This window comes from Flavobacterium hungaricum (assembly GCF_015182285.1).
Lineage (GTDB): Bacteria > Bacteroidota > Bacteroidia > Flavobacteriales > Flavobacteriaceae > Flavobacterium > Flavobacterium hungaricum.
This window is the reverse complement of record NZ_PRDM01000007.1, coordinates 43,672-59,357: the sequence shown is the minus strand read 5'-3', so window position 1 is coordinate 59,357 and position 15,686 is coordinate 43,672. Positions and strand designations below refer to the sequence as shown.

At 37.4% G+C, this 15,686-nt stretch carries 9 protein-coding genes; 6 read left to right on the top strand and 3 right to left on the bottom strand.

From position 1 onward, the window contains the following. Positions 1-26: 26 nt before the first annotated feature. The 3 genes from C4F50_RS24725 (at position 27) to C4F50_RS24715 (ending at position 8,948) form a co-directional block, all read left to right on the top strand. Entirely contained in the window at positions 27-6,392 is a 6,366-nt protein-coding gene (locus tag C4F50_RS24725) for a HAMP domain-containing protein (protein ID WP_228012136.1), read from the top strand. Between the two features lie 9 nt (positions 6,393-6,401). Next, entirely contained in the window at positions 6,402-7,631 is a 1,230-nt protein-coding gene (locus tag C4F50_RS24720) for a sensor histidine kinase (protein ID WP_194141310.1), read from the top strand. A gap of 507 nt (positions 7,632-8,138) precedes the next feature. After that, entirely contained in the window at positions 8,139-8,948 is an 810-nt protein-coding gene (locus C4F50_RS24715) for a mechanosensitive ion channel family protein (protein ID WP_194141309.1), read from the top strand. Between the two features lie 361 nt (positions 8,949-9,309). Here the strand turns inward: C4F50_RS24715 and C4F50_RS24710 are convergent, their stop codons facing one another. Beyond that, on the bottom strand, positions 9,310-9,999 hold the full coding sequence (locus C4F50_RS24710; RefSeq protein ID WP_194141308.1) for an SIMPL domain-containing protein: 690 nt from the start codon (positions 9,997-9,999) through the stop codon (positions 9,310-9,312). Between the two features lie 52 nt (positions 10,000-10,051). Beyond that, the gene (locus tag C4F50_RS24705; protein WP_194141307.1) at positions 10,052-10,690 is read right to left on the bottom strand and encodes a rhomboid family intramembrane serine protease; all 639 of its coding nucleotides are present in this window, start codon (positions 10,688-10,690) and stop codon (positions 10,052-10,054) included. A 112-nt stretch (positions 10,691-10,802) separates the two neighbouring features. Between C4F50_RS24705 and C4F50_RS24700 the strand changes: the two genes are divergently transcribed. Together C4F50_RS24700 and C4F50_RS24695 are read left to right on the top strand one after the other, a co-directional pair. Beyond that, on the top strand, positions 10,803-11,678 hold the full coding sequence (locus C4F50_RS24700) for a lysophospholipid acyltransferase family protein (RefSeq protein ID WP_194141306.1): 876 nt from the start codon (positions 10,803-10,805) through the stop codon (positions 11,676-11,678). A 175-nt stretch (positions 11,679-11,853) separates the two neighbouring features. Beyond that, positions 11,854-13,338 (top strand): glycosyl hydrolase, encoded by a 1,485-nt coding sequence (locus tag C4F50_RS24695; protein WP_194141305.1) that lies wholly within the window; start codon positions 11,854-11,856, stop codon positions 13,336-13,338. A 70-nt stretch (positions 13,339-13,408) separates the two neighbouring features. On the opposite strand, the gene glmM is transcribed toward C4F50_RS24695, so the two are convergent. Continuing rightward, positions 13,409-14,797 carry a phosphoglucosamine mutase gene (gene glmM, locus C4F50_RS24690; RefSeq protein WP_194141304.1) on the bottom strand — a complete coding sequence of 463 codons (1,389 nt, stop codon included), beginning with the start codon at positions 14,795-14,797 and terminating at the stop codon, positions 13,409-13,411. A gap of 221 nt (positions 14,798-15,018) precedes the next feature. Here glmM and C4F50_RS24685 point away from each other — a divergent pair, with 221 nt between their 5' ends. Next, on the top strand, positions 15,019-15,603 hold the full coding sequence (locus C4F50_RS24685; RefSeq protein ID WP_194141303.1) for an acyl carrier protein phosphodiesterase: 585 nt from the start codon (positions 15,019-15,021) through the stop codon (positions 15,601-15,603). Positions 15,604-15,686: the final 83 nt, after the last annotated feature.

Sequence of the window (15,686 nt, the reverse complement as noted above, 5' to 3'; positions counted from 1 at the left end):
ATAATCCTAAACCAATCTGCAGCAAAATGAAAAAGTCAAATCACATCGACAAACCGTCGAAAAACAAGGCAGTCATTGCAATGCCTGTTGTTACGGACACGAAAGCTAGTAGTAAAAAAAATCCAAACGAAGCCCCTATTCTTAGTGATGCTGAGTTTTTAAAGATTTTGATGAAAGTCAAAAATGGTAATTTTTCGCAGCGTTTTCCAACAGATCAGAACGGAGTAAAAAGATCGATCTGCGATACTTTAAATGAAATTATTGACTTGAATGAAAGGATGGTTTTTGAATTTCAGAAAGTAGGTAAAAGCATTGGTAAGCAGGGAAAACTAACCAATCGAGTGGTTTTGGACGGAGCACGCGGCTCATGGAGTTCGTGTATTGACTCGGTAAACACTCTGATTTCGGATCTTGTTCACCCTACTATCGAAATTGCACACGTAATTACTTCTGTTGCCAAAGGAAATTTATCTCAGGAAATGCCCTTGTCTATTGAAGGAAATCCATTGCAGGGAGAATTCCTTAGAATTGCCAAAGAGGTAAACGGAATGGTAAAACAGCTGAATTTGTTTTCTATGGAGGTGACCCGTGTGGCGCGTGAGGTAGGTACAGAAGGAAAATTGGGAGGTCAGGCAAAAGTAAGAGGTGTTGGTGGTGTTTGGAAAGATTTGACGGATTCTGTAAATAAAATGGCGTCTAACCTTACCGGACAGGTACGTAATATTGCCGATGTAACAACAGCGGTGGCAAAAGGAGATTTATCTAAAAAAATTACCGTTGACGTAAAAGGAGAAATTCAGGAATTAAAAAATACCATTAATACAATGGTGGATCAGCTGAACTCTTTTTCTTCTGAGGTAACCCGTGTGGCACGTGAAGTAGGTACAGAAGGAAAACTGGGCGGACAAGCACAGGTAAAAGGAGTCGGCGGAACCTGGAAAGATTTAACCGATTCTGTAAACCAGATGGCGTCTAACTTAACTGGTCAGGTGCGTAACATTGCCGATGTAACAACGGCGGTGGCAAGAGGCGATCTTTCTAAAAAAATTACTGTTGACGTAAAAGGAGAAATTCTAGAACTAAAAGATACTATTAACACGATGGTAGATCAGCTGAACTCTTTTTCTTCTGAGGTTACACGTGTGGCGCGAGAAGTAGGTTCTGAAGGAAAACTGGGAGGTCAAGCGCGAGTTCGCGGTGTCGGCGGGGTTTGGAAAGATCTTACCGATTCGGTGAACCAGATGGCGTCTAACCTTACCGGACAGGTTCGTAATATTGCCGAGGTAACTACAGCCGTAGCAAAAGGCGACCTTTCTAAAAAAATTACCGTAAGTGTCGAAGGAGAAATTCTAGAGTTAAAAAATACGATCAATACCATGGTGGATCAGCTGAATTCGTTTGGTGCCGAGGTAACTCGTGTAGCGCGAGAAGTTGGTTCTGAAGGAAAACTGGGAGGTCAGGCAAAAGTGAAAGGTGTGGGCGGAACTTGGAAAGATTTAACCGATTCTGTGAACCAAATGGCGTCTAACCTTACGGGACAGGTACGTAATATTGCCGAGGTTACAACAGCCGTAGCAAATGGCGACCTTTCTAAAAAAATTACCGCTGTAGCCGAAGGAGAAATTCTCGAATTGAAAAAAACCATTAATACGATGGTAGATCAGCTGAACTCCTTCTCTTCTGAGGTAACGCGTGTGGCACTTGAGGTGGGTACAGAAGGAAAATTAGGCGGTCAGGCAAAAGTAAAAGGTGTTGGTGGAACTTGGAAAGATTTGACCGATTCGGTGAACCAGATGGCGTCTAACCTTACCGGACAGGTGCGTAATATTGCCGAAGTAACTACTGCGGTGGCAAAAGGCGATTTATCCCGCCAGATTACAGTAGATACCAAAGGAGAAATCTTAGAGCTTAAAAACACCATTAACACAATGGTGGGGCAGCTGAACTCTTTTGCTTCTGAGGTTACCCGTGTGGCACGTGAAGTGGGTACAGAAGGAAAATTGGGAGGTCAGGCACAGGTTGAAGGTGTCGGCGGAACATGGAAAGATTTGACCGATTCGGTAAACCAAATGGCATCTAACCTTACCGGACAGGTGCGTAATATTGCAGAGGTAACCACAGCGGTAGCAAAAGGAGATTTATCGCTCCAGATTACCGTAGACGTAAAGGGAGAAATCTTAGAATTAAAAAATACAATTAATACCATGGTGGATCAGCTTCGAGGTTTTGCCTCGGAGGTAACAAGGGTTTCGCGTGAGGTAGGAACCGAAGGAAAACTGGGAGGTCAGGCGAACGTACCCGGAGTTGCCGGAACCTGGAAAGATTTAACGGATTCGGTTAACCAAATGGCAGGAAATCTTACGGCTCAGGTACGTAACATTGCTGATGTGGCGATTGCCGTGGCCAATGGCGATATGTCCCGAAAAATTACGGTAGACGTTCGCGGAGAAATTCTGCAGCTAAAAGAAACCCTGAATACGATGGTGGATCAGCTTCGTGAGTTTGCCTCAGAGGTAACTCGTGTGGCGCGTGAGGTAGGTACAGAAGGAAAACTGGGAGGACAAGCGAATGTACCGGGAGTTGCAGGAACTTGGAAGGATTTGACCGATTCTGTTAACCAGATGGCCGGAAACTTAACCACTCAGGTACGTAACATTGCCGATGTAACGATCGCCGTAGCCAACGGAGATATGTCTAAAAAAATTACAGCCGACGTTCGCGGGGAAATTCTGCAGTTAAAAGAAACTGTAAACACAATGGTAGATCAGCTCCGTGCCTTTGCATCTGAGGTAACTCGTGTGGCGCGTGAGGTGGGTACAGAAGGAAAATTGGGAGGTCAGGCCTTTGTGCCCGGAGTTGCAGGAACTTGGAAAGATTTGACCGATTCTGTTAACCAGATGGCGTCTAACTTAACCGGACAGGTGCGTAATATTGCCGATGTAACCAAAGCCGTTGCAAATGGTGACCTTTCTAAACAAATTACCGTAGATGTTAAAGGAGAAATTCTGGATTTGAAAAATACCTTTAACACGATGGTGGAACAGCTGAATTCATTTGCTTCTGAGGTAACGCGTGTGGCACGTGAGGTAGGAACCGAAGGAAAACTAGGCGGACAATCTGAAGTAAAAGGGGTTGCAGGAACTTGGAAAGATTTAACGGATTCGGTTAACGTAATGGCATCGAATCTAACAGGTCAGGTTCGTGGAATTGCAAAGGTAGTAACCTCGGTAGCCAAAGGAAATTTAAAACAAAAACTCTCTATTGATGCCAAAGGTGAAGTAGCACAATTAACCGACACCATCAACGAAATGATTGATACGCTGGCAACTTTCTCTGATCAGGTTACTACGGTGGCGCGTGAGGTGGGTGCCGAAGGAAAACTGGGAGGTCAGGCAAATGTTCCGGGAGCGTCTGGAACATGGAAAAACTTAACCGAAAACGTAAATCAATTAGCTGCAAACCTGACGACCCAGGTACGTGCGATTTCTGAGGTAGCTTCGGCGGTAACGCAGGGAGATTTAACTCGAACCATTGGTGTTGAGGCCAAAGGAGAAGTTGAGGCACTTAAGGATACCATCAACCAGATGATTTTTAATCTGAAAGCCACAACATTACGAAATCAGGAACAAGACTGGCTGAAATCGAATTTGGCTAAGTTTACCCAAATGCTTCAGGGACAAAAAGAATTAAATGCTGTAACTAAAAAAATTCTTTCAGAACTTGCTGCGGTAGTTACTGCACAGCACGGACTTTTTTATATTCTAGAAGAAGGCGAAGAATTTATGGATTCTAAACTGAATCTAATTGCTTCTTATGCTTACGTTAAAAGAAAAGACTCCCCTATTCAATATACTATGGGAGAAGGATTGATTGGTCAGGTTGCATTTGAAAAAGAACGAATCATTTTAAGTAATGTCCCTAAAGATTATATTAAAATCAATTCTGGTTTGGGAGATGCCAGACCAAAAGATGTCATTATTCTTCCCGTACTTTTTGAAGGAAGATTAAAAGCCGTAATCGAGCTTGCGTCTCTGGATACTTTCAGTCAGACCCATTTGGATTTCTTAGAAGGATTAACAGAAAGTATTGGTATCGTAATTAATACAATCGAATCGAACTCAAGAACCGAAGAACTTTTGGTACAGTCGCAATCGCTTGCCAACGAGCTGAAAAGCCAGCAGGAAGTTTTAAAAAATACCAACGAAGAACTAGAAGAAAAAGCGATTCTATTAGCCAACCAGAAAGAAGAGGTTGAGGTTAAAAACCAAGAAGTTGAGGTTGCCCGTAAAGCTTTGGAAGAAAAAGCCGACCAGCTTACCTTAACCTCCAAATACAAGTCCGAGTTTTTGGCCAATATGTCGCACGAGTTAAGAACACCGCTTAACAGTTTGCAAATCTTAGCAAGTGAGTTAATCGCCAACCGCGACGGAAATCTATCCGAAAAACAAATTCAGTTTGCTAAGACTATAAATGCCTGCGGGGATGACCTTATTCAATTAATTAATGATATCCTGGATCTTTCTAAAATTGAATCTGGTTATATTTCTGTGGATTATAACCCGATTACTTTTGATGAAATCAGCCGATTTGTGGCTTCTACTTTCAATCCAATTTCTGAGGCGAAACATCTGAATTTTGAAATCATGATGGACGACAATCTTCCGGACGCAATGGAAACGGATTCGCAGCGATTGAATCAGATTCTAAAAAACCTGCTGTCTAATTCTTTTAAATTTACCGAAAAAGGAGAAGTAAAACTAAAAATATATAAAGCGAACAATAACTGGAAAACCAAAAACAGCAGTCTCGAAAATGCCGAAGCTGTGGTTGCTTTTGAAATTTCAGATACTGGAATCGGAATTTCAAAAGAAAAACAAAACATTATTTTTGAAGCTTTCCAGCAAGCAGAGGGTTCTACGAGCCGTAAATACGGAGGTACCGGTTTAGGATTATCCATTAGCCGCGGTCTTTCTGATTTATTGGGAGGAAGTATCGAATTGGAAAGCGACACCAATATCGGAAGTAAATTTACTTTATTCCTTCCTTTAAAATTTGTGCAGCTTCCAGAACTTCAAGACATTACGGTTAATGAAGAAACGAATGTAATTCATGCAGGAAAAAGCCGTCTAAAATCACTGCCATCAGCCAGTTTCAAAAATTCTGATATGGATCTGTATTTTGCTGATGAAATCGGTGATGATCGCAATACTATCAAGCCCGATGACCAGCTGATCTTGATTGCAGAAGATAATGTTACTTTTGCAAGAGTTTTATTAGAAAGAGCCCATCAACATGGCATTAAAGGTATTGTAACGACTCGCGGTAATGATATTGTAGATTATATCAATCAATTTCAGCCCCAAGCCATTACAATGGATTTGAATATGCCTGATACCAGCGGCTGGAAAATTCTTGATCGATTAAAAACCGATTTTACACTCCGCCATATTCCTGTTTACATTATTTCTGGAGAAGATGAACGCAATAAGGGCTTAAAAAGAGGTGCACGAAACTTTTTGGTGAAACCCGTAAAAAATGAGCTGCTTACTTCGATTTTTAATGACGTCAAACATTTTAAAAATGCCAAACAAAAAAATCTTCTTATTGTAGATGATAATGAAATAGAACTGAATCGTATTTATGAAGCCGTTAAAGGAAAAGACATTCATATTTCTAAAGCATTAACAGCAAAAGAAGCCGTTGAACACATTAAAGAAACTTCTTTTGACTGTATTATACTTGATCTTCTGCTTCCGGATGCAGACGGGATGGATTTAATCAGTGATCTTGAAAATAATATTGCGGGTCAGGAAACTGCCATTATCATACATTCTGCAGGAGATTTGAATAAAAAACAACGCAGTAAAATCAACCGATTTGCGCACAGCATTATTACCAAAAGCGTGTCATCAATTGATGAGGTTGTCGACCAAACTGCCCTATTCATGCACCGTGTCCATAAAGAACTGCCTGAAAGCATGAGAACCAGAATAGAAACCTATCATTTCAAAGAAGATGTGCTGGCAAATAAAAAAGTACTTCTTGTAGATGACGATGTTCGAAATTTATTTGCTTTAACAACGGCATTGGAGCGTTTCGGATTAGACGTAATCAGTGCTGAAAGCGGTCATGAAGCAGTAGAAATTTTAAATCAGAATTTGAAAATTGATATTGTTTTAATGGATATTATGATGCCGGAACTGGACGGTTACGAAACGATGAAAATTATTCGAAAAAATGTTAAACACAAAGATTTAACCATTATTGCTGTGACAGCAAAAGCAATGAAAGGAGACAGACAGCGTTGTATTGAATCTGGAGCATCAGATTATATTACTAAGCCGGTTAATGTTGAACAACTATCCTCTTTAATGAGAGCATGGTTAAAATAACCGTAAATTATGAAAACTCCCATTGAAAATAAGGTGAAATTATTAATTGTCGATGACAAAAAAGAAAACCTCATGTCGCTTCAAATCATTTTGGCAGACCGAGGTTATGAATTTGTCGAAGCAACTTCCGGAAAAGATGCGCTTAGAATCCTGCTTAAGAGCCAGGATTTTGCCATCATTCTTATGGATGTGCAGATGCCTCTCATGGACGGATTTGAAACGGCAGAAATGATCCGTCAAAGCGACAAACTAAAACAGGTTCCCATTATTTTTCTAACAGCCAACATGAATACCACCGATTATATCTTTAAAGGATATCAAGCTGGTGCTGTAGATTATATGATTAAACCGTTATCTGCCGAAATATTACAGGCAAAAGTGATGGTTTTTACCGAATTATATAAAAAAAACAGGGAACTTAAACTTCGAGAAGAAGAAGCTACAATACTCAATGCTAAATTATTAAAAGCAAATGAAGAACTAGAAGCACAGTATAATGCTATTGAGAAATTTGCTGCCGAACTTAAAAAGAAAAACGCCGAGTTAGATGCTTTTACTCACATCTCAAGTCATGATTTACAGGAACCTTTAAGAAAAATCCAGACCTTTACCAATATACTTCTGGCAAAAGAATACAATAACCTGAGTCCAGATGGGCGTATTAAATTTGACCGAATTCTGTATGCTACTAACCGAATGCGGGACCTAATAAATGATCTTTTGAACTTTTCTCAAACCAATAGCACCGAGCGGGTTTTTGAAGATATTGATCTCAATATCATAATAGAAAATGTCAAAGAGGCACTCCATGAAAATATTAAAGAAAAGAATGCACTCATAAAAACCAGCATTCATGGCAATGTAACTATTATTCCGTTTTTGTTTATTCAGCTGCTCGAAAATCTAATGAATAATGCATTGAAATTTTCGCAGAAAGAAATACAGCCGCAAATAGAAATTACAAGCAGCATCGTAAACGGAAAAGATTTAAACAATACCAATCTCCCGCTTGAAAATTACTGCCACATTATTTTTAAAGATAACGGCATCGGATTTGAACCTGAATACAGCGAGAAAATCTTTGGAGTTTTTCAGAGACTTCACAGCAGAGATGTTTATAACGGAACCGGAATTGGTCTTGCTATCGTAAAAAAAATAGTCGAAAACCATAACGGCATTATCACCGCAACCGCAAAACCTATGGAAGGAGCTGTTTTTAATATTTACATTCCGCAGTAATATTAGGTATGAATTATGAATTACACCCCGTAATTCATAATTCATATCCTTAACAAACACCCCATAACCAACCCAAAACTCTCAATCCAAAACCCTCAACTCAAAACCCTTAACCCTTAACCCTTAAAAACCTAACCCACAACCCATAACCCATAACCCATAACCCATAACCTTAACCCACAACCCACAACCCACAACCCATAACTCATAACTCATAACCCATAACCCATAACCCATAACCCATAACCCATAACTCATAACTCATAACCCATAACTCATAACCCATAACTCATAACTCATAACTCATAACTCATAACTCATAACCCTTAACCCTTAACCCTTAACCCCTAACCCTTAACTCCTAACCCATAACTCACAACCCATAACTCACAACCCTCAAAATATAGTGATTATATAATTTAATGGTAAAAACTTATAATCCCGTCCAGTATCCTATTATTAAATTTGATATTACAGCTTTTTTTTAATTTCAAAATATTCATATTAATGGAGGAATTTTTTCAAGATATAATCAAACATATTGAGGGATACTATCAGGGACTAGTTGATATTACTCCAAAATTATTATTAGCCATTTTAATCATTCTGCTGTCTTGGTTTATTGCTGCGAAGGTTAAAATGTTTTCGGACCGAAGATTAAAACGAAACATCGACGATCCACTTTTAGCTTCTTTTATAGCAAATCTTATTAAAGTGGTCTTAATCATTATCGGATTTCTTTTTATGTTCCGCGTCATCGGTCTTACCGGCGTTGCTCAAAGCGTTCTCGCTGGAGCCGGAATCTCTGCTTTTATTATTGGTTTTGCGCTGAAAGATATTGGAGAAAATTTTCTGGCCGGTATTTTATTGGCTTTTAAAAGACCTTTTTCTGTCGGCGATATTATTGAAAGTAACGGCGTAAAAGGAAAAGTAGTTGCGCTTAACCTTCGGGATACACAGATTAAAAGCGACAGTAAAAACATCTATATTCCCAATGCATTATTAATAAAAAATACTCTGACCAATTTTAACAGTGAAGGTTACTTACTGCAGGATTTCACTATAGGTCTGGAATATGGTGCCGATTATAAAAAAGCAATCGAAATTATTACTGATATCATCAAAGCAGATGCTGAAACCGCAGAAAACGGGTATTCTAATTCCGCTGTAGTATCTGGAATTACCAGTGCCGTTGTGCAGATTGTAGTACGCTATTGGGTAAAAACCGATTTATCGATAAGCGACGGAAAACACCGCTCGGAAGTAATCATTAAAGTTACAGAAGCTCTTAATGAGGCTGGATTTGTTGTTAAATAGGAAGCTGCAAATTAGAATTTATCCGCCATTCATTATTTTAAAATAAAACAAAACCCTTTGGTAATTTATACCAAAGGGTTTCTTTAAATCCGAACGACACAACCGGCAAATCAGCACTCAGAAAAAGTATTCGAAAACATTAAATTAGCTGACCTGTCTTTTATGAAGCCGAACTTAAATCATTTCTTCTTTTTACTGATTTTTTCTGAACTCTAAAACTAAATGAAATCTTCAAAAAAAAATTACATGATTATGCAGCGGGAATTATAGGATTACGATTTATGATACTGAAAATCAAAACATAAAAAAAACCAAATCCCGATTTGGAATTTGGTTTTTAAATATTGAAAATCTATTTTCTTTAGTCTAATACAAAGCTTACACTTACGTTTGCCGTGATTTCGATTTCGCCAATTGCCAGAGTTTCGTTTGAAGCTCCAAGATCAGCAGATTCTTTCATACGCATTGATGCATACATCGGCTGTGGGTGATACACTTGAGAGTTATCAGAAATTGTAAAAGCTTTACCCACTTTCTGTCCTAAAACAGACACATATTCTTCTGCTTTTACCTTAGCATCTTTCATCGCTAATTTTCTAGCTTCAGATTGGTGCTGCGCCAATTTAGAAGATTCAAAAGAAACTTTGTCGATACGGTTGATTCCCTGTTGTACCAAACCTTCCATTAACTCATCGTATTTAGCTAAATCTCTTACTACGATTTCTACAGTTTGAACTGCGTTATAAGAAGTTTTCTTTTTCTCATAATCGTACTGCGGATTAAGAGCTACTTGTTTTGTTTTAAAATCTGCTGTTGGAATACCCATTTTTTTGATGAATTTTAAAACAGCATCCATCTTTTCGTCGTTTTGTTTTTTAACGTCTTTAGCATTATTCCCTTTTGTTTCAACAGAAGCTGAAATACAAACCTGATCAGGGGCTACTTTTACTTTTCCTTCGCCGTTCACATTGATCAGCGGAATTTGTTTGATTTCCTGGCCGTAAGACATAGTCATAAACATGATTGTTAAAAATAATACTAGTTTTTTCATTTTTGTTAAATTTTAATTATTTGATAAGTGCATTCCAAAAGTTATGCCAGCATTATAGTTTTCCCAATTTTGCCATTCCAAAAAGTATTAAAATAGGAATTGCCATCAGTACCACAATAAAAGTCTGGTCGGTAACCAGCGAAGGAACTTTTATCAATGTGATTAAATAACCTCCTATAGCGCCTCCAAAGTGTGCTGTGTGGCCAATATTGTCGTTTTGGGCCTTCATTCCGTAAATGGAATAAAGTAAATATAGAATTGCAAAAATGAAACCTGGAATACAAAGAAAAAAATACAGACAAACATCTTTACCCGGGCTTAACAGAATCGCTGCGTACAAAACACCTGTCACTGCACCCGAAGCTCCTACCGCGCGGTAACTATAATCATTTTTGTGAAATACCATAGTGAGTAAATTTCCAAAAATCAAACTCCCAAAGTATATCAGTAAAAATGAAACATTTCCTAAATTATTAATTACATCTGACGCAAAAAACCACAACGTCAGCATATTGAAAAACAAATGCATCATATCAACATGCAGAAAACCAGAAGACAGCATTCTTATTTGTTCTCCCGAACGAATGCTTCCGATATGAAATTCGTATTTTCTAAAAAAATAAAGATCATTAAAACCCTTGTAACTAATCAATACATTTGCAATTATAATACCTGCCAAAAAAAGATTCATAAAATATAATTATTGTGAATTGTAAATATAATCATTCTTAAACATAAGTACGCACGAAAGCAAAATATCAAATCGCAAAGCATTTTTAAATATCTTTGTAAAAAAAAATTACATGCAGTTTTTAGTTTATATTTTGGCCTATCCTTTATTGTGGCTTATTTCTATACTTCCTTTTCGATTATTTTATTTGTTTTCAGATTTTGTTTATTTTTTAATTTACAGAGTGGTCGGATACCGTAAAAAAGTCGTTCGCGAGAATCTGGCACTTACATTGCCGCATTTAAGCGATGCTGCAAGAAAAGAAATCGAAAAGAAATTCTACAAACATATGTGTGATATGTTTTTAGAAATGATTAAAACGATGACTATTTCTGCTGAGGAAATGGAAAGAAGATTTCACGTAACAAATATTGATCTGGTATTGGATTATGCTAAAAAAGGGAAAAGCGTCATTCTTGTTGCTTCTCATTATGCGAGTTACGAATGGCTTTTAACAATCAATCCGAAACTTGGTTTTCAAGGTGTTGCGGTATACAAAAAACTAGCAAATCCTTATTTTGATAAATTGATTCGAAAAATTCGAACAAAATACAATACTGAAATGATCGAAACCAGAAAAGCAATTCCGACAATGGCGCAAAACCAGCGTAACGGAAAATTAAGTCTATATGGTCTTGCGAGTGATCAATCTCCAAAATTGGACAGGATTTTTCATTCGATGCCTTTTTTAGGAATTGAAGTCCCAGTACACACCGGTGCCGAAATGCTGGCCAAAAAATACGATTTGGCCGTGATCATGGTAAAAGTAAAAAAGGTAAAAAGAGGTTATTACGAAGCGACCTTTCTTTCTCTTGCCGACAATCCGAAAGAATATCCGGATTTTAAAATCACAGAAATGTACTTACAAGAAGTCGAAAAACAAATCTTGGAACAGCCTGAATTTTATTTATGGACACATAAAAGATGGAAACACCGAGTTGAAAAATAATGCTTATAAAAATCCAAAAAGACATAACAGCTTTTTGGATTTTTTGTTTTAAGCCAATTCAGTGTAGGCGCAGCTAAATTTGATGGGTTTTTGTAATATTTTTTTTGACAAGATATTGATTACAGAATAATATATTTGAAGTTGATAAAATTTACCCAAATCAAATTATCTACTTATGAAAAAAAAACTATTCATTACATCGCTGTACTTGTTTTTTGCAGTAACTACTTTCGCTCAAAGCCCAAAACGCGGAATAGCTTACGGACAAAATTCTACAGCCGACCTACTGGCCCTTAAACCTGGGGTTTCCTGGTGGTACAATTGGGGTTCTCTGCCCGAAAACGACACCAATGCCAATTACGAATCTATCGGAGTCGAATACGTTCCGATGGCTTGGGGAAAAATCAGCGATACCGAAGTTCAGGCCTTCATTAACAAAATAAAACCCGGAGCTAAGTATTTATTAGCTTTTAATGAACCTAATTTTAATGACGGCGCCCGATTAACCCCGCAGGAAGCAGTAAACGCATGGACAAACGTAGAAAAGATTGCGGCTGCAAAAAACTTAGAAATTGTAAGTGCTTCTCCTGCCTACAATGGTCCTGATAATTACGGAGGTTATAGCGATCCTTTAAAATGGCACGACGAGTTTTTTCTCTTATGTCCAAATTGTAAAGTAGATTATATTGCTTTTCATACTTATGACAATACCGCAGGATCGGTTATTGGAGTTACGGGGCTTCTCAAAAAATACAACCGCCCTATCTGGGTAACGGAGTTTGCCAACAGGGTAATTCAGACTGCAGATCAGAAAATAGCTTTTATGAAAGATATTTTGAATAGCTTTGAAAACGATCCTGACATTTACAGGTATTCTTGGTTTACGGGAAGAGTTCCTGCTGCTTGGACCGATATGCTGGAAGGTCAGTTATTAAGCCCTGTAAGCGGCGTTTTAAAACCTATTGGAACAGAATACATAAATATTACGTACACCAATAAAAAAATGAACATTCCGGGCAGAATTACTGCCAACAAACATTACCGACGTAAAGGAACTGCATTACTAACAACAACTGATTCTGGAACTGGACAAACGGTTTCTTCTATCAGTAATGGAGATTGGAATGAATTTATGTTAAACGTTTCCAATGCTGGAACTTATAAACTTACTTTCAGAGTTGCTTCTCAGACTATTCCCGGTAAATTTGACATTTATGTAAATGATGTTGCTGCAAAAACAGATGAAACTTTTCCTGCGACAGGAGGAGCTCAAACTTATACTGATAAAGTTGTAAACGGGATTACATTACCAAAAGGCGAAGTGTATTTGAAGATCAAATTCAAATCAAACGATATGAATTTTAATTTTATTGATGTCGAGGCAGTCAATTTAGGAATAGACGATCCTGTTTCCGAAAAAGATGCTTTAACTATTTACCCAAATCCGTTTAAGGAACAATCTGTACTTCACATAAAATCTGCAATTACAGAACCCGTTCGCTTAAAAATTTCAGATATGAAAGGCGCAGTTTGTTATTCTTCCGATGCCTTTTATACCAATGAAGACATTAAAATTGGCGATAAACTTTCAAACGGAATTTATATAGTAACAGTTCAATACGGTTCGTTTAAGAAATCAACGAAAATTATAAAAAACTAGATTCTCTATTATAAAAAAATACCTCTTTCAAAAATGAAAGAGGTATTTTATATTTTGAATATAATCGAGATTAAATTCCCGCAATAACTTTAATTTCATCAATAATTCGAAGTGCCAATTTATCGGCTGCATCTTGCGAAGGTGCTTCTGTATAAATACGAATAATTGGTTCTGTATTTGATTTTCTCAAATGAACCCATTCAGTTTCAAAATCAATTTTTACACCGTCAATTGTAGAAATATCTTCGTTTTGATACTTTTCTGTCATTTGAGCCAAAATTGCATCAACATCAATCTGCGGTGTCAATTCGATTTTGTTTTTGCTCATATAATATTCTGGATAAGAAGCTCTCAAAGCTGCAACAGACATTTTTTTATTGGCTAAGTGCGTTAAGAAAAGTGCCACTCCAACCAAACTGTCACGTCCGTAATGCAATTCAGGATAAATAATCCCGCCGTTTCCTTCACCGCCGATAATGGCATTATTTTTTTTCATTAATTCAACCACATTCACTTCTCCTACAGCACTTGCTTCGTAGTTTCCGTTATGTGCATTTGTAACATCTCTCAAAGCACGAGAAGACGACATGTTTGAAACTGTATTTCCTGGAGTTTTACTTAAAACGTAATCCGCAACAGCAACCAAAGTATATTCTTCACCAAACATTTCGCCATCTTCACAGATAAAAGCCAGACGGTCAACATCTGGATCCACCACGATTCCAAAATCAGCTTTTTCTTTTACAACCAATTCCGAGATATCCGTTAAATGTTCTTTTAGAGGCTCTGGATTATGCGGGAAATGTCCGTTTGGTTCGCAGTATAATTCAATTACTTCTACACCCATTAATTCAAGAAGTCTCGGGATGATAATTCCACCAGAAGAGTTGACACCATCAACTACCACTTTAAACTTCGCTTCTTTTACAGCCTCAACATCAACAAGAGGTAAATTTAAAACCTCGTCAATATGAATATCCATATACGCATCGTTTATTGTGATCTCGCCCAAACTATCTACATCCGAAAAATCAAAAGCTTCTGCTTCGGCAATTTCAAGAATTTTAGCACCGTCAGCCCCGCTTAAAAATTCGCCTTTTGCGTTTAACAATTTTAAAGCATTCCATTGTTTTGGATTGTGCGAAGCAGTCAGTATAATACCGCCATCCGCTTTTTCTAAAGGCACAGCAACTTCAACAGTCGGCGTTGTAGAAAGCCCAAGATCAATAACATTGATCCCCAAACCTATTAATGTATTTACTACCAAGTTATGAATCATTGGTCCGGAAATTCTAGCATCACGGCCAATTACAACAGTCAATTTATCTTTAGCAATATTGTTTTTCAAGAAAGTTCCGTAAGCCGATGCAAATTTCACAGCATCAACAGGAGTTAGATTGTCTCCTACTTTTCCACCGATGGTTCCACGGATTCCAGAAATAGATTTTATTAAAGTCATTTTTGTGAGTATAGGTTATTTTATTACAAATATAGAAAAGTTGCTAAGATTCTAAGTTGCAAAGCGGGTAAGATTTTTTTTAAGCTTCTGAGATTTTAGAGCCTGAAGTTTGGCACGAGTGATTTTTTATAACAAAATGATTTAAAAAAGTTTTTATACTTTTACAATAATTAGCTTAGTTTCTAAGAATCTCAGAACCTTAGCATCTTAAAAGAACAAAAATGAATTTCCTAGCTCATATATATCTTTCTGGAGACAATGATTTGATTAAGATTGGCAATTTTATGGCCGACGGAATCCGAGGAAAACAATTTGCGCATTTTCCGGAAGATGTCCAAAAAGGCATATTATTACACCGATTTATTGATACTTATACTGATTCTCACGATATTTTCAGACAAAGCACCAAAAGGCTTCACGAAAAATACCATCACTATTCCGGCGTTGTAGTCGATATTGTTTACGATCATTTTTTAGCCAAAAACTGGACCAATTATTCTGATGAAAAATTAGAAGATTTTATAAATCGTTTTTATAATTCCCTGCATCAGAATTATGATATTTTGACCGAAAAGACACAGGGTTTAATGCCGTATATGATCGAACGAAACTGGCTTTTGAGTTATCAGACTGTCGAAGGAATCCACCAGATTCTGACCCAAATGGATAGAAGGTCAAAAAATACGTCGCGAATGCAGTTTGCTGTCGAAGAACTTAAAGAACATTATTCTGAATTTGAAGAAGAATTCACGGTGTTTTTTGAAGAGTTAAGAAAGAATTCTTATCAAAAATTAATTTCTCTTTAACCCTTTTTGAATTCTGTTTTATTCAAAAAAATATTTCTATCAAGTTTAAAAACATACATTTAAATTCATTTAAAGGCTTCCTT